This window comes from Thermoactinomyces sp. CICC 10521 (assembly GCF_016055135.1).
Classification (GTDB): domain Bacteria; phylum Bacillota; class Bacilli; order Thermoactinomycetales; family Thermoactinomycetaceae; genus Thermoactinomyces_A; species Thermoactinomyces_A daqus.
The window spans coordinates 295532-310287 of sequence record NZ_JAECVZ010000001.1 but is presented as its reverse complement, the minus strand read 5'-3'; the positions used below and the strand labels follow the sequence as shown (position 1 = coordinate 310287).

16 protein-coding genes and 1 tRNA gene are annotated in these 14756 nt (G+C 50.4%); 15 read left to right on the top strand and 2 right to left on the bottom strand.

The features are described 5' to 3' along the window. The 12 genes from hisA to I8U17_RS01625 all read left to right on the top strand — a co-directional run bounded on the left by hisA (position 1) and on the right by I8U17_RS01625 (position 9982). Positions 1–744: a 1-(5-phosphoribosyl)-5-[(5-phosphoribosylamino)methylideneamino]imidazole-4-carboxamide isomerase gene (gene hisA, locus I8U17_RS01680; protein ID WP_033099834.1), complete on the top strand. Its 744-nt coding sequence runs from the start codon at positions 1–3 to the stop codon at positions 742–744. Continuing rightward, positions 741–1499, top strand: coding sequence for an imidazole glycerol phosphate synthase subunit HisF (gene hisF, locus I8U17_RS01675; protein ID WP_198058927.1), 759 nt, complete (start codon positions 741–743; stop codon positions 1497–1499). Before hisA ends, hisF begins: the two co-directional genes overlap by 4 nt. Next, positions 1496–2143: a bifunctional phosphoribosyl-AMP cyclohydrolase/phosphoribosyl-ATP diphosphatase HisIE gene (gene hisIE, locus I8U17_RS01670; protein ID WP_198055956.1), complete on the top strand. Its 648-nt coding sequence runs from the start codon at positions 1496–1498 to the stop codon at positions 2141–2143. The genes hisF and hisIE overlap by 4 nt, the downstream gene beginning before the upstream one ends. 196 nt (positions 2144–2339) lie before the next feature. Then, positions 2340–4001, top strand: a complete 1662-nt coding sequence (locus I8U17_RS01665; protein ID WP_232330822.1) for a tetratricopeptide repeat protein — start codon at positions 2340–2342, stop codon at positions 3999–4001. A gap of 18 nt (positions 4002–4019) precedes the next feature. After that, positions 4020–4346: a thioredoxin family protein gene (locus I8U17_RS01660; protein ID WP_198058926.1), complete on the top strand. Its 327-nt coding sequence runs from the start codon at positions 4020–4022 to the stop codon at positions 4344–4346. 223 nt (positions 4347–4569) lie between these two features. Beyond that, entirely contained in the window at positions 4570–5514 is a 945-nt protein-coding gene (locus I8U17_RS01655) for an ROK family glucokinase (RefSeq protein WP_033099838.1), read from the top strand. Between the two features lie 34 nt (positions 5515–5548). Beyond that, a complete protein-coding gene (gene rapZ, locus I8U17_RS01650; RefSeq protein WP_033099839.1) occupies positions 5549–6424 on the top strand; it encodes an RNase adapter RapZ in 876 nt (291 codons plus the stop codon). A gap of 20 nt (positions 6425–6444) precedes the next feature. Further along, complete coding sequence (locus tag I8U17_RS01645) at positions 6445–7431, top strand: gluconeogenesis factor YvcK family protein (RefSeq protein WP_198058956.1); 987 nt, start codon at positions 6445–6447, stop codon at positions 7429–7431. Positions 7432–7446: 15 nt separating this feature from the next. Then, the gene (whiA, locus tag I8U17_RS01640; protein WP_033099840.1) at positions 7447–8391 is read left to right on the top strand and encodes a DNA-binding protein WhiA; all 945 of its coding nucleotides are present in this window, start codon (positions 7447–7449) and stop codon (positions 8389–8391) included. 15 nt (positions 8392–8406) lie between these two features. Beyond that, positions 8407–8664 carry an HPr family phosphocarrier protein gene (locus I8U17_RS01635; RefSeq protein WP_033099841.1) on the top strand — a complete coding sequence of 86 codons (258 nt, stop codon included), beginning with the start codon at positions 8407–8409 and terminating at the stop codon, positions 8662–8664. Positions 8665–8852: 188 nt separating this feature from the next. Continuing rightward, a complete protein-coding gene (locus I8U17_RS01630; protein WP_198058925.1) occupies positions 8853–9527 on the top strand; it encodes a hypothetical protein in 675 nt (224 codons plus the stop codon). A 92-nt stretch (positions 9528–9619) separates the two neighbouring features. Further along, positions 9620–9982 (top strand): cation diffusion facilitator family transporter, encoded by a 363-nt coding sequence (locus I8U17_RS01625; RefSeq protein ID WP_033099843.1) that lies wholly within the window; start codon positions 9620–9622, stop codon positions 9980–9982. Positions 9983–10313: 331 nt separating this feature from the next. Here the strand turns inward: I8U17_RS01625 and clpP are convergent, their stop codons facing one another. After that, on the bottom strand, positions 10314–10904 hold the full coding sequence (clpP, locus tag I8U17_RS01620; RefSeq protein WP_033099844.1) for an ATP-dependent Clp endopeptidase proteolytic subunit ClpP: 591 nt from the start codon (positions 10902–10904) through the stop codon (positions 10314–10316). Between the two features lie 435 nt (positions 10905–11339). Here clpP and I8U17_RS01615 point away from each other — a divergent pair, with 435 nt between their 5' ends. Next, positions 11340–11756: an NUDIX hydrolase gene (locus tag I8U17_RS01615; protein WP_033099845.1), complete on the top strand. Its 417-nt coding sequence runs from the start codon at positions 11340–11342 to the stop codon at positions 11754–11756. A gap of 65 nt (positions 11757–11821) precedes the next feature. On the opposite strand, the gene I8U17_RS01610 is transcribed toward I8U17_RS01615, so the two are convergent. After that, a tRNA-Arg gene (locus I8U17_RS01610) sits at positions 11822–11896 on the bottom strand. Positions 11897–12199: 303 nt separating this feature from the next. On the opposite strand from I8U17_RS01610, the gene rpoN reads away from it, so the two are divergent. Beyond that, complete coding sequence (rpoN, locus tag I8U17_RS01605; RefSeq protein ID WP_052153984.1) at positions 12200–13567, top strand: RNA polymerase factor sigma-54; 1368 nt, start codon at positions 12200–12202, stop codon at positions 13565–13567. A gap of 148 nt (positions 13568–13715) precedes the next feature. Beyond that, complete coding sequence (locus tag I8U17_RS01600) at positions 13716–14747, top strand: sugar-binding transcriptional regulator (protein WP_033099882.1); 1032 nt, start codon at positions 13716–13718, stop codon at positions 14745–14747. Positions 14748–14756: the final 9 nt, after the last annotated feature.

Here is a 14756-nt window from a genome sequence, read left to right as displayed (position 1 = left end):
ATGAACTTTCAATTATACCCTGCCATTGATATTCGCGGTGGCAGATGCGTGCGGCTGACACAAGGAGATTACGACAGGGAAACGGTGTACGGGGAAGATCCGCTGCAGGTGGCGCAAACCTGGATCAGGCAGGGAGCGGAGTGGCTGCATGTGGTCGATCTGGATGCGGCCCGTTCCGGAGAATCGGCCAACTACCGATTGATTGAAGAATTAACCCGGTTGGTTGAAGTTCCCGTTCAAGTGGGAGGCGGAGTGCGCGATCACAAGCGCCTGGAACGCTTGCTCGAAGCGGGGGTGAGCCGTGTGGTCATCGGCTCGGCTGCTCTGGATGACCCGGCTTTTGTGAAAGAGGCGCTGAAATCACATGGCCGCCGGATTGCGATCGGCATTGATGCCCGCAATGGCAAAGTGGCCACCCACGGCTGGTTGGATACTTCGGAAGTGTCCGCTGAGGAGCTGGCTGCGGAGATGGTGCAGTTGGGGGCGGAAACGTTTGTTTTTACCGATATTTCCCGTGATGGCACGCTGTCAGGTGCCAATGTGCAAGCGGTCCGCGATTTGGCCCGCGCGTGTAAAAAACAGGTGATCGCTTCGGGTGGAGTCAAATCAATTGACGATTTGAAGGAATTGGCAAAGGCAGAAAGGGAAGGAGTTCAAGGGGCGATCATCGGAAAAGCGCTGTACACCGGCGCGATCAGGCTCGGGGAGGCGATGCGTGAAGTGGCCGGGGTGAGGAATCAATGATTACCAAACGAATTATCCCTTGTCTGGACGTAAAAGACGGGCGCGTGGTGAAAGGTGTTTCCTTCGTCAACCTGCGCGATGCCGGCGATCCGGTGGAGCTTGCGGCCGAATATGATCGCCAGCGGGCCGATGAGCTGGTTTTTCTCGATATTTCAGCTTCCCATGAAGGGCGTAAGACGATGCGCGATGTTGTGAGAAGGGCGGCAGGGGAGCTGAGCATTCCTTTCACCGTCGGCGGCGGGATCGGGAGTGTGGAGGACATGTTTGAGATTCTGCGCGCAGGTGCGGATAAGGTTTCCATCAATACCTCGGCAATCTTAAATCCCGAACTGATTGAAGAAGGAGCAAGGAGATTTGGCAGCCAGTGTATCGTGGTGGCGATCGATGCCAAATACGATCCGGATGCCGGGGATTGGTTTGTCTATACGCACGGAGGGCGAAACCACACCGGCAAACGGGCTTTGGACTGGGCAAAAGAGGCGGTGGATCGGGGAGCGGGCGAGTTTTTGCTCACCAGCATGGATCAGGACGGTCAGAAAAACGGCTTTGATCTGCCGCTGACCCGGGAAATTTCCCGGGAAATAAACATTCCCGTCATCGCTTCGGGCGGTGCCGGAAATGAGCAGCATTTTGCCGAAGTATTTGAGCAAACTGCTGCCTCAGCCGCATTGGCTGCCTCTATTTTTCATTTTGGAGAAGTTTCGATTGCCAGCGTGAAAGAGCACCTGCGAGCTAAAGGAGTGGAAGTGCGTTGAATGTCACCTTTGACCCCGCAAAAGTAAAATTTGATGAAAACGGCCTTGTTCCGGCGATTATCCAGGATGCAGTCAGCAAAGAAGTGCTCACCCTAGCCTATATGAATCAAGAAGCGCTTTCTCTCACGATCAGCAAAGAAGAAACATGGTTATACAGCCGTTCCCGCAGAAAACTTTGGCATAAAGGGGAAACGTCCGGGAATGTGCAGAAGGTTACGGCTATCCATTATGATTGCGACGGCGATGCGATTCTGGTGCAAGTTATTCCCATGGGGCCCGCTTGCCATCGGGGAACCTACAGCTGTTTTGACAAGGCAGTTACGGCTGCACCTGACCGCTTCTCCGTGATCAACTGGTTGGAATCGGTCGTGGCCCGCCGCGAGGCTGAGCGCCCGGAAGGTTCCTACACCACTTACCTGTTTACAAAAGGGCTGGATAAAATATTGAAAAAGGTGGGAGAAGAGTCGGCCGAAGTGATCATCGCCGCCAAAAACCGCTCGGCGGATGAGTTGCGCCATGAAACGGCGGACTTGCTTTATCATCTGCTCGTCCTGCTCCGGGAGCAAAAACTGCCGTTGGACGAGGTTTTGCGTGAACTGGAAGAACGCAATGTGAAAAACGGCAAATCACACGGGGAGAACTGAATCAGATGCCACTTTGTTCAAGAGATCGTCAGGATTGGCGATCTTTTTTTCATTTTGCTTTTTCCCATTCCCCATTTACTTAGGTTATAATATGGATAAAATAGTATCTCAAAGTTTTTAAGCGAAAGAGAAGTTCATCATTAAAACGGACCGCACCACAGCTCGGAAACGTGTTGCTGGGTGAGGGGGATTCAAGATGAAAAAGACTCAGGTTGGCATAAATAATAAAAATGAAAAAATTGTTCGTTTGCGGATGGATGCGGGATTTTTCTTTGAACGCGCCGTTCGCTCGCTTGACCGCCACCGATATGATAAAGCGGTGAAATATTTTCGTCTGGCAATGGAACTCGAGCCTGACAATCCTGTCAACTACTGCAATCTGGCGGGGATCTTGTCGGAATTGGGGCGCTTCGAGGAGTCAAACGAAGTACTGGGGAAAGTGTTGGATGAAGTTGATCCGGGATTGTACGAATGTCTCTTTTACATGGCGAATAATGCGGCCAATATGGGAGACTTGGAGCTGGCCGAAGATTACCTGCTCGAATATTTGACCATGGATCCAAGCGGAGAGTATGCGGAAGAAGCGGAAGACATGCTGTACATGTTGGCCGAAGAGATGGGACGTCCGCCGAAAGAAGTGGTTCCGGCCGGGCTCCCTCCGTACATGATGAAGCATGAAGAAGCAAGGGCCTACTTGGAGGAAGGGCGCTTTCTGCAAGCGATCAGGCTCTTGCGGGAAATCATCGAGGAGCATCCGGAATTTCTGGCGGCCCGCAACAATCTGGCTTTGGCCTACTACTATACAGGGGAATTGCAGGAAGCGATGAACCTGATTGAACAGGTACTTAAAATCGATCCCAACAATTTGCATGCCCTGTGCAATCTGGCTGTTCTCAGCCATCATACCGGCGAGACGGAAAAAAACGAGGGCATTATTGAGATGCTCAAAAAACTGGTTCCGTTTCATCAGGAACATACTTACAAATTGGCGACCACACTCGGGATTTTGGGCGAACATCACGTCGCTTACGAGCTGTTCGTGCGCCTAATCAAGCTGGATGGAGTGCATGAACCGAGCCTTTATCACTATGCGGCCGTGGCGGCATGGAACTCCGGCCGTTATGAGCGCGCCCGGTATTTCTGGAAAAAAGCGGCGGCCATTCATTCTGAGTCCGAGGTTCCTGTTTTCTACCTGGAGCATATGGATGAGTGGCTGCAAATGGAAGAGATTCCAAAGGTGTACTATCACTATCAGCTGCCGTTTGAAGAGCAGTTCCTGCGCTTTGAATCCGGCAATGACAGCAGCGAGTTATTGCAGCAGATCAAAACAAATCCGCTAATCCGCTCCTCTTTTTTCTGGGCGCTCGGCCGAGGAGACCGTGAGACCAAATTGCATGTATTGCGTCTGCTCGGCTGGATTGCGGATGACGAGGTCAGAAGTTTGTTGAAATCGTTTATTGAACAGGATGAAGACCAAGATCTGCGGGAAGTGGCTTTATTTCTCCTGCGCCAGATCGAGGCAGCCGCTTCGGGGCGCAAGAATGAAAAGGAGCCGGCCGAGCGGGGGAAATGGCAGGAAGTGCTCCATTGCTGTCTGGAGAACATACCCGGGCGCTCCCGCCAGTTGCAAGAGGCGATTGAACGCTTGTGGGCAGCATGGATGACCCACTCTCCCGAGCAGGTGACTACTGTGCGCAAAGTGGAGGGGTGGGCGGCTGCTCTTGAATACCTGGCGGCCAAATACCATGGCTTTGCCCTGACGCAAAAAGAAGTGGCGGAAAAATATCAGGTTTCGCTGTCGACGGTTTCCCGCCATGCGAAAATCTTGGAACCGATGGCGAAAAAGTGTTTTTCCTAAAAGGAGGCAAACGTCCTGATGAAAAAACTGGATAAAGATCGTTTTGATTCGTTTATCAATACAGGAAATAAGGTTGTCGAGTTCAGCGCCGACTGGTGTGTCGATTGCAAACGGGTGGCTCCCGACATGCCCGGCATCGCTGCCAAGTTTGCCAGCCAATTTGAATTTGGCGAGCTGGATGTCGATGAATCGCGCACGATCGCCGAAGAATATAATGTAAAAGGAATTCCCGCTTTTATCGTATTTAAAGACGGGAAAGAAGTGGGACGCCTGCCGAGTCGTTACGCGAAGACAAAAGAGCAGATTGAAGCTTTCTTGGAGGAATACAGCGAAACGAAAGAATAAGCCCTGATCGGGTGAAGGGGCGGGCTGCTGGCTAATCGAAGCCGGCAGTCCTTTCTTTTTTGTGGAAGAGCCATCAAATGTCAGAGCTTGGGGGCATGCCTTCCCCCCTCCGGGATGTACCGAAAGGACAGGAATCTGTTCTTAGGCATTGTATGCGTCTGATGCGCATGATATGCTTAGTTTCAGAAATGAAAACGGAGACATCAAAGGTTGAGGTGCAGCTATGAGAAAATATTATATCGGGATTGATGTAGGCGGTACCAGCATGAAAATGGGCCTGATGTCGGAATCCGGAGAAGTTTTGGCAGAGGCGGAACATCTGACGCAGAAAGAGGATGGCCCGGACGGCGTGATTGCGCGCATGGTGGAGGACGCGAAGCAACTGGCGGATGGTGCAGGGATCTCTTGGAATCAAATCGGCGGTGTCGGTGTCGGGCTGCCCGGATTTTTGGATATTCCAAACGGGGTTGTGAAATATTTAACAAATCTCGGTTGGCGAAATGTGCCGATTAAGGAGAAACTGGAACAGGCCTGGCAAGTTCCGGTCTCCATCGACAATGATGCCAATGTTGCGGCATTGGGAGAAGCATGGCAGGGCGCCGGTAAAGGCGTGGACGATCTCGTCTGCATTACCCTGGGAACCGGAGTCGGCGGAGGGGTGATTGCGGAAGGGCATCTGCTTCATGGCATGAACGGTTTTGCCGGTGAAGTGGGCCACATTCAGGTGGATCGTGAGGGGGTTCGGTGCAACTGCGGGCAAATCGGTTGCCTGGAAACGGTTGCTTCCGCCACTGCGCTGGTACGCATGGCCCGGGAAGCGATCGATCAGGGAAGGGAAACGGTTTTAACGGCAGAGTCCCTTTCCGCGCGTGAAATCTTCTCCGCCTGTGCGAAAGGCGATCCCGTGGCTTCCGAAATCGTGGCGAAGGCGATCGATGCGCTGGCCCGCACTTTGGCCGTTTTATCCCTGGTGCTTAATCCGTCCCGCTTTATCATCGGCGGAGGAGTTGCAAAAGCGGGCGATGTGCTCTTAAACCCGCTCAGGGAAGCATATGAAAAAGAGGCGCAGGACAACGTGAAACAGGGGGTCGAGATTGTTCTGGCGAAGCTGGGGAACCGGGCCGGATTCATCGGAGCGGCCGGACTTTTAGCACGCGGGCGCAAATAAGGTATAATATAAAAAATGGATTCGAGGTGATGGCATGGAAAAAGCAAAAGAACTCACATTAGTCGTCATCACTGGAATGTCCGGAGCTGGAAAAACAGTTGCGATGCAAAGCCTTGAAGACCATGGATTTTTTTGTGTCGATAACCTTCCGCCCATCCTGCTTCCCAAGTTTGCCGAACTGCTTGAGGAGTCCAATGGCAAATATCGCAAAGTCGCCCTGGTCATCGACTTGAGGGGCCAGGAATTTTTTGCTTCTCTTTTTGAATCGCTTGATCAATTGGAGAAACGGCATGACATTCACTATCAGATTCTGTATCTGGATGCTGATGACCAGACCCTGGTGCGCCGGTATAAGGAAACCAGACGCAGGCATCCGCTTTCTCCTGATGGGACTCCCCTTGACGGGATCATGCAAGAGCGCAAATTGCTTGAGGAGATTAAAGGACGGGCTAACCATATCATTGATACGGGCATGATGAAACCTGCCCAGCTGAAAGAGAAAATAGCCACGTTGTTTGCCCGGCGGGATGATGCCGGGATGGCGGTTACGTTTCAATCGTTTGGCTTTAAACACGGGATTCCGATCGATGCTGATTTGGTCTTCGATGTTCGTTTTCTGCCCAACCCGCACTATGTTGACTCGCTTCGTCCGCAAACAGGCAAAGATCAGGATGTCGCTGAATATGTGATGAAATGGGCGGAAACGAAACAGTTCCTCGATAAATTGGTTGACATGTTGCGGTTCTTGATTCCGCAGTATGTCCGTGAGGGAAAAGCGCAACTTGTGATCGGGATCGGCTGCACGGGCGGCAAGCACCGATCGGTGGCGATTGCTGAGTACCTTTATGGCGAATTCAAGGATTATGAACGTTGTCGTGTGGCACATCGAGACATCAGGAAAGGCGGATAACATTGGCAACGAAAAAAAGATTGAAAGAAAACCGGGACAGGAAACCGCGGATTGTCTGCATTGGTGGCGGGACAGGATTGTCCGTCATCCTGCGCGGATTGAAAAAATTGCCGATCGAGATTACGGCGATTGTGACCGTTGCTGATGACGGCGGCAGTTCAGGCCGGTTGCGCAATGATTTGCAAATGCCGCCGCCCGGGGATATTCGCAATGTGCTGATTGCTCTGGCGGATACCGAACCGCTGTTGGAGCGGGTACTCCAGTATCGTTTTACCAGCGGGGAAGGCTTGGCCGGGCATACGCTCGGGAATTTGATGATCGCAGCGATGAAAGAGATTACGGGCGATTTCACCCACGCCGTTCAAGAGATGAGCCGCGTTTTGGCTGTCCGCGGACGGGTGCTTCCGGCCAGCGAGCAAGATGTTGTCCTGATGGCTGAAATGACCGACGGCTCCATCATTAAAGGCGAATCGCAAATCCCGCAAACCGGGAAAAGAATTAAACGCGTTTTTCTCAATCCCCCGGAACCGAGGCCGCTGGAAGAGGCGATTCGGGCGATCCAGGAAGCAGACGCGATCGTAATCGGTCCGGGCAGCCTTTATACCAGCATTTTGCCCAATTTGCTGGTCAAGGGGATGAGCGAGACGATTTACGCTGCCAACGCCTGCCGGATTTTCGTTTGCAATGTGATGACCCAGCCCGGAGAGACCGATCATTTTACGGCGAGTGATCATATCAAAGCGATTTATGATCATGTGGAAAAGCCGTTGTTTGATGTCGCCATCATCAATAACGAGGTTCCGCCCCCTGCCATTCAGGAAAAATACGCGGAAAAAGGGCAAAAGATGGTTCTTCCTGATATTGACCGGATTCAGGAGATGGGTTGCCGCGTGATCGCGGATAACCTGTTGCTATATCGTTCTGTTGTGCGTCACGATGCTGAGCGGATCAGCAGCCATATCGAAAGGCTGATTGACGAGCGCATGCAGAAACGGCATAGCGGGTAAAGAAGGGGATGCCAAATGTCGTTTACCTCAAACATAAAAAAAGAGTTGACCCAACTTGACGCAAAACCTTGCTGCAAACGGGCCATTCTGTCCGCGTTGGTGCGAATGAACGGAGCGGTGCAGCTGCAGAAAAAGGCATTTATGCTGGATATTACGACTGAGAATCCCTCAACGGCCCGATATATTTTTTCGTTGATAAAAACCCTTTATCAGATCCAGCCGGAGGTGCTGGTGCGCCGAAAAGTGCGCTTGAAAAAGAACAATGTTTACATGATCCGCTTATCCCGGCAGGCAGGAGAAGTATTATACAACCTGGGCATTTTTAAACGGGGGACATGGGAGCAGACAGAGGGGATTTCGCCCGCGATCCTGCAAAAGCCTTGTTGCAAACGGGCATACTTGCGCGGGGCTTTTTTGGCCGCAGGATCGGTGAATAATCCGGACAGTGCTTCCTATCATCTGGAAATTGTCTCGACTTATGATGATCATAGCGAAGCATTGTGCAAACTGATGAATGAATTTCATTTGCATGCGAAAATCATTGAGCGTAAAAAAGGGTTTGTGGTGTACATTAAAGAAGGAGATAAAATCGGGGAATTTTTGAATATTATCGGGGCTCATCCTTCCCTGCTGAAATTTGAAGATGCGCGTATTATGAAAGATATGCGTAACTCCGTCAATCGTCTGGTCAATTGTGAAACGGCGAACCTGAATAAAACGATCCAGGCAGCCATGCGCCAAATCGAAAATATTCATCTGATCGATCGGGAGATCGGCTTGGATCAGCTGCCCGCCCGCTTGAGAGAGGTGGCGGAAACCAGGCTGAAATACCCGGAAATGAATTTGGCGGAGTTGGGGCAGGTACTGCCGAGCGGAAAAGTGAGCAAATCTGCCATTAATCACCGCTTGCGCAAATTGGACGAGATGGCCCGGAAATTGCGGCAATCGTCAAATGGTTAGGTTAGGAGGATTTCTATGGTAGAAAAAAAAGTCATCGTTGAATTGGAAACAGGATTACACGCGCGCCCGGCAGCGTTGTTTGTGCAGGAAGCAAACAAATTTACTTCCGAAATTTTTGTTGTAAAAGGAACGAAAAAAGTGAATGCCAAAAGCATTATGGGCATTATGAGTCTGGCCGTGTCCCGGGGTGCGGAGATTACCATTGTGGCAGATGGCTCGGATGAAGAAGCAGCTGTGAATAAATTGGCGGAGATCGTAAGCAAACCGGAATAATGTAGTGCATCAGGCGGCGGCATCCCCATGCAAAAAAAGATGGGGTTGGTCCGCCGCTGTCTTCTTCAGGGCGGAAAATCGTATCAAACGTGTCACAATTTAGGCGGAACTTGATCCCGATTATTTTATAAGATAAAAGAAAAGGTATGGAACAGGGAAACTGATGAGCATTCCGTTTGGAGGAAAAAATGGATACGTTCCTTTACCCTTTGATTACGATTTTGTATCTCGTGTTGTTTGTGTGGAGTTTTCGTTTTTTTCGTGAATCCTCGTTTTGGGGAACATCCTGGATTTTATTCCTGATTTTGACGTTCATTTACGATCATGCGGTACTGTCGGTGGGCAACCTTTTCGGTGAAGGGGATTTGCTGGAGATGCTCAGCTTGTTTCGCTATTTGTTCGATGTCTTGTTAACGCCCACTCTTGTTTTTGTCTCCCTGGATATTTTGCGCCGGATTCAGGTCGAATGGTCGGAATATTTAATTGTTCAGGTCTTTACACATTTGTATACGTTTTTGTTGACAGTGCTCGGGATTTTTACCAATATATTATGGATTAACTTGGAGCCGGTCAGAATCCATGGGGTGATCCAGTATTTTCCCTCGAAAAATTATTTTCCGTACTCCACCATCCTGGCGCTTCTGCCGCTGGTGGTTGCAGCTTTTTTCTTGTGGCGGCAGTTGCGCTGGCCCGTTTTGCTCGCAGGGATTGTTATCGCAGTTGTGGGTGTCGGTTTTGCCTGTGCGGTGGATAACCCGGCGATTGGCTCGGTTTTTGAACTCGTCTTAATGTGGAGTTTGGTGATGACAGAGTTGCTGTTGAAGTCGGATGATTACGGACCGGGCAAGTCGGTTCTGAGATAAGCGGGCTGAAGCGAAAAACGCTTCGGCTTTTTCATTTTCATGTATAATTTGCCGGGCCGGATTAACAATAATGGCACGGAGGTGTGCCTGAGATGAAACGCATTTTTCTGTTCGGGTTGTCGCTGTTTCTGGCCTGCTTTTTCACCGCTTGCCAACGATTTGAAAAAACAGAAGACCAAACGGGATTGGACAAAGATTCCCATTCTTACACCCATATGGGCTACCCGGAAAGCAAAATGAAACAAGTGGCGCTCAGTGTTCCGGGTGTGCGGGATGTAAGGATGGAGTATAACGGCGAGAAAATCATGATGTACATTGTTCCTGAAGGGGATTTTCCGCGCTCGCGCTATCATGATCTCGTCGATCTCATTCAAAAACGCTTACGTTCGGCAGCCCCGATCAATCCGGTGCATATCAAAATCATCAAACCGGATGAATGGCTGCATCAGGAATAGGAGAAGCACCGATCGGAAAGGGCGGATACCGCAGTGACCGGACCGCGGGAAAACCGAGCAACCGGAAATTCCATGGTTCATGGCTCCAAATCCCATTGTCCGATCCGTTGCCAGGTCAATGGGTGGGGAGCTTTCATCTCTAGATTTTGAAAAATTCCTTCTTTTTATAACAGGGTGATATTCCTTTTTAACAATCATTGGCATTTGGCCGTTGGTCAAGCAGGGGACACCGCGACCTGCCCCTGCAATGGACATCCGCGGAATATACCGGTTTACATAGTAAAAACGGGTTCCGGCGATCAGACCTGGAACCCGTGTCTCCTGGAGAGAGTTATTTCTTTTTCGTGCTGGTCAGCACTTTGTCAATCAAGCCGTAGTTCAGGGCCTCTTGCGCGCTCATGAAGTAGTCACGGTCTGTATCTTGTTCGATTTTTTCCAGCGGTTGGCCGGTAAATTCAGACAGCAGTTTGTTGAGATGCTCACGCGTGCGCAAAATGCGTTTGGCCCGGATTTCAATGTCGGACGCCTGACCTTGGGCACCGCCGAGCGGCTGGTGAATCATCACTTCGCTGTTGGGAAGAGCAAAGCGTTTGCCCTTGGCTCCGGCAGCGAGCAGAAATGCTCCCATCGAAGCGGCCATCCCGATACAAATCGTGGAAACATCCGGTTTGACGAACTGCATGGTATCGAAAATCGCCATCCCCGCCGTGATCGAGCCGCCCGGGGAATTAATATAGAGATGAATGTCTTTTTCCGGGTCTTCTGCAGCCAAAAACAAAAGCTGTGCCACAATGGTATTGGCCACTTCATCTGTGACCGGGCTGCCCAGCAAGATAATCCGGTCTTTCAGCAGGCGGGAATAGATGTCGTATGAACGTTCTCCTCGGTTTGTCTGTTCAACGACCATCGGAATCAAGTTCATGGTTGCGGGTGCCTGAAAAAGTTTTCAACGGCACCCTCCCCCTCCTTTCTCTCTATCCGAGTAGCTGACTTCAACAACAGTTCCTGTTATTATCATACCCTAAAGGTCAAAAAAGGTCAAATCAATCCTGTTTGAAAAAGACTGCCTCTGTATCTTTACCTTTAGCGGGAAAGGATAAACCTTTTGCAGAGTTGCTTAAACCGGGTGGGAAGATTTGCTAAAATGGATGTGTAAATCGGTTGACGTAACGATTGTCAACGCCCTAAAGATGGGGAGCGGCGCAGGAAGGGCGGCGTTCCTGCCCTGTTTCGCGGAAAGCATTTCGGCGTTGATGGTCCGGCATGACAACATTTTCCTTAAATCGCATTCATCCGGAAAAAGGCAGCCCGATTGAAAAAGAGGCGGGCTTGCGCAATGAGGTTGCAGGAGGTTGAAATGGAGCAAAAAATCATTTGCCGGGGCTTTCTTTATCATCAGGGAAAAACGCTCCTCATTCAGCGGTCTTTGACGGAATTGACCATGCCCGGTTTCTATGAATTGCCCGGAGGAAAGGTGGATTTCGGCGAAGATCCGGAGGAGGCGTTGAAACGGGAGTTTCGCGAAGAAGTGAATATGGATGTGGAGATTGTCCGGCCCTATCAGATCTTTTCTTACGTTTCCGAATACACGAATCAGCACCTGGTTGAGATCGTCTTTCTGGTCCGGCTCCTGAGTGACCCGGCTCTGATCCGGCTGAGTGAAGATCATTCCGATTATCAGTGGGTTTCCGTAAAGGATGATGTGCCGCATGGACCTCTTAATGAGTTTACAAAGCGTGCCATCTCAGCGGGGTTTCAGACAGTTTCTTCTTAGACCGGAGCACGGACGACAAAAAACCACCATTTCCAAAGCAAAGGAAGTGGTGGTTTTCAGTATTTTGGCGCGCCTACCAGGATTCGAACCTGGGCACCTGGTTCCGGAGACCAGCGCTCTATCCCCTGAGCTATAGGCGCATAATGAAATATTAAGCTGACGAAAGTCATTATAACACAGTGAATGAACCGGGGCAAGGATTTTTTTAATTGAATTTCAGGTCTTTGTACTGGCAAAAAAGAGTAAAAAGTACCAGGCTTTCTTATGTTAAAATATAATTGATTAAGTGAAGAAAAAGGAAGTTTACATGTTGATAAAAAGAGAGAGGCATGTATTCCAATGCTGCGGTTTGGTGCGGCTGACCCGATTATAATATTATTGGAAACCGTTTTTCGTCATCCATAATCCGGGAGCGATCAACAGAAGGGGCGGAGGTGAAAAGAATGGCTATACAGATGGGTTATGGTCTTTATCAGGAGCAAAGGATGAAGATGGTGATGACGCCGGAATTGCGTCAGGCCATTCAAATATTGCAATTCTCCGCAAGCGATTTATGGCAGTACATCATTGAACAGATGACGGAAAACCCGGTGCTGGAGTTGCCGGATCTGGAAGCGGAACGCCTGAATTTGGATAAATGGCTGAATTACCTTCAGGAGATGCCGGTTTCCCGCCGCAGGGGAGGCTATCGGCAAGAGCAAAAGGAATCCGTCTTTGAACCTTATGCAGCAGGGAGCGGAACGCTTGCTGAAGAGCTGGAGGCACAGCTGTTCGAGTTTGATCTGACGCCGGCAAAACGGAAAATTTGTCATTATCTTATTTATAATTTGGATGAAAGAGGTTATCTTGACGTGGATGCCGTCCATGTCTGTAAGCGCTTTCATATAAGTGAAAAGCGGTTTGAAGAGTGTCTGGAGGTCATCCAGGCGATGGAACCGGCCGGTGTCGGGGCGCGTTCGCTGTCAGAGTGTCTGGAAATTCAATTGAAAAGGATGGATCATCCCAATCCACTGGCGATTGAGATTGCCCGTCACCATCTCGAAGATGTTGCGGATGGCAAATGGCGCAAGATGGAACAGGCTCTCGGAGCAGGGATGGAAGAACTGCAAGCGGCTGTTGATGAGATTAAAAAGTGCAATCCCCGCCCGGGAAGGGGATATGATACCGGCGCACCCACCCAATACGTATATCCGGATGTTTATGTAGAGAAAGTGAATGATGAATACGTTGTCGTGATGAATGAGAGCGATACGCCTCAGCTGACGGTAAACCATTACTACCAGCAGCTGATCCGCAGCAGAGGACAGATGGGCGAAGAAGTGGAGCAGTATCTGAAAAATTGGCTGCAGTCCGCTCTGTGGCTCATCAAGGGCATCGAGCAGCGCCGGGATACCGTCTTTCGGGTTGCCGAAGCGATTGTGACCAGGCAAAAGGAGTTTTTTGAAAAAGGCGTGGATTATTTAAAACCGCTCACACTGAAAACCATTGCTGAAGAAGTCGGTCTGCACGAATCGACGGTGAGCCGGGCAACCCAGCACAAATATATGCAAACGCCAAAAGGACTGTTTCCGTTTCGCTATTTTTTCCCTTCCGGTCTGGCAACGAAATCGGGAGAGAACCTGTCACAGGAGACAGTGAAGAAAAAAATAAAACAGTTCATTTCGGGGGAAGATAAAAAAGATCCTTTATCAGACCAAAAAATTGCTGATCTGCTCTGCGGAGAAGGAATTCGGATTTCACGGCGAACGGTCGCCAAATACCGGGATGAAATGGGGATTGTCTCCTCGGCCCGGCGTAAGCGTTTTCTTTGAATTTTCAATAAAAATGGAAAGACGGCTTGTCAAGAAAAACACCTTTGCGATAAAATGAAGTTGATCCCGAAACGGGGATTTTTTTTGAACGGGTCGGGACGATTTTGTCCTACGCGGGACGTATGAAGTCCCTTTGGTGGGGGATGAAATGGATAAAATCTTAAACCTTCAGAAGCAATTGTTGCCGGATCTGCTTCAGGTCATGCATAAACGGTATGAAATTCTCAGGCATGTTCAGTTGATGCAACCGGTCGGCCGGCGGAGTTTGACGGCTGCCTTGAAGATGACGGAAAGAGTGCTGCGCGGAGAAGCTGATTTTTTGCGGGCACAAGGGCTGCTCTCTGTCGATTCGACCGGAATGAAACTGACGGAAAAGGGAAGTGAGCTGCTCGCCGACATGGAACCGCTCATGAAGGAACTGTTTGGCCTGAACCAATTGGAGGCGGAGTTAAAGGCATTTCTGGGTGTGAAGGAAGTCATCATCGTTCCCGGCGATGCGGATGACTCCGATTGGACCAAGAAGGAGATCGGGAGAGCGGGTGCCCGTTACCTGAAGGAGCAGGCGGAACCAGAACAGATTGTCGCTGTCTCCGGGGGAAGCACCATGCTGGCGGTGGCTGAAATGATGTTGCCGACTCCCGCCTTCAAAATGACCACTTTTGTTCCTGCCCGCGGCGGTGTTGGGGAAGCGGTGGAACTGGAAGCGAACTACATCGCATCCCTGATGGCAAAACGGACGGGTGGCAAATACCGCATGATGCATGTGCCCGATCAGGTAAGCGACGAGGTATACCAAACCTTGATCCGCGAACCGCACATTCAGGAGGTACTGAGCTCTCTGAAAAAGGCTCGTATCGTCATTTACGGGATCGGCGATGCCAAAACCATGGCGCTCCGGCGCAAATCGGATCCCGGAATCCTGAAAAAACTGGAGGAGACGAAAGCGGTAGGCGAGTCATTTGGTTATTACTTCAACCGCGACGGAGAGATCGTTCATCGCATCAAAACGCTGGGCCTGAAGCTGGAGGAACTCGATCAGGTGGAAAAAGCTGTGGCCGTGGCCGGAGGTTCCAGCAAAGCGGAAGCGATTGTCGCGATCTGCTCCCACATTTCCCAGGACACCTTGATCACAGATGAAGGAGCAGCACGGGCAATTCTGCAAAATGCGATTGCCATGTGAGAATGAATC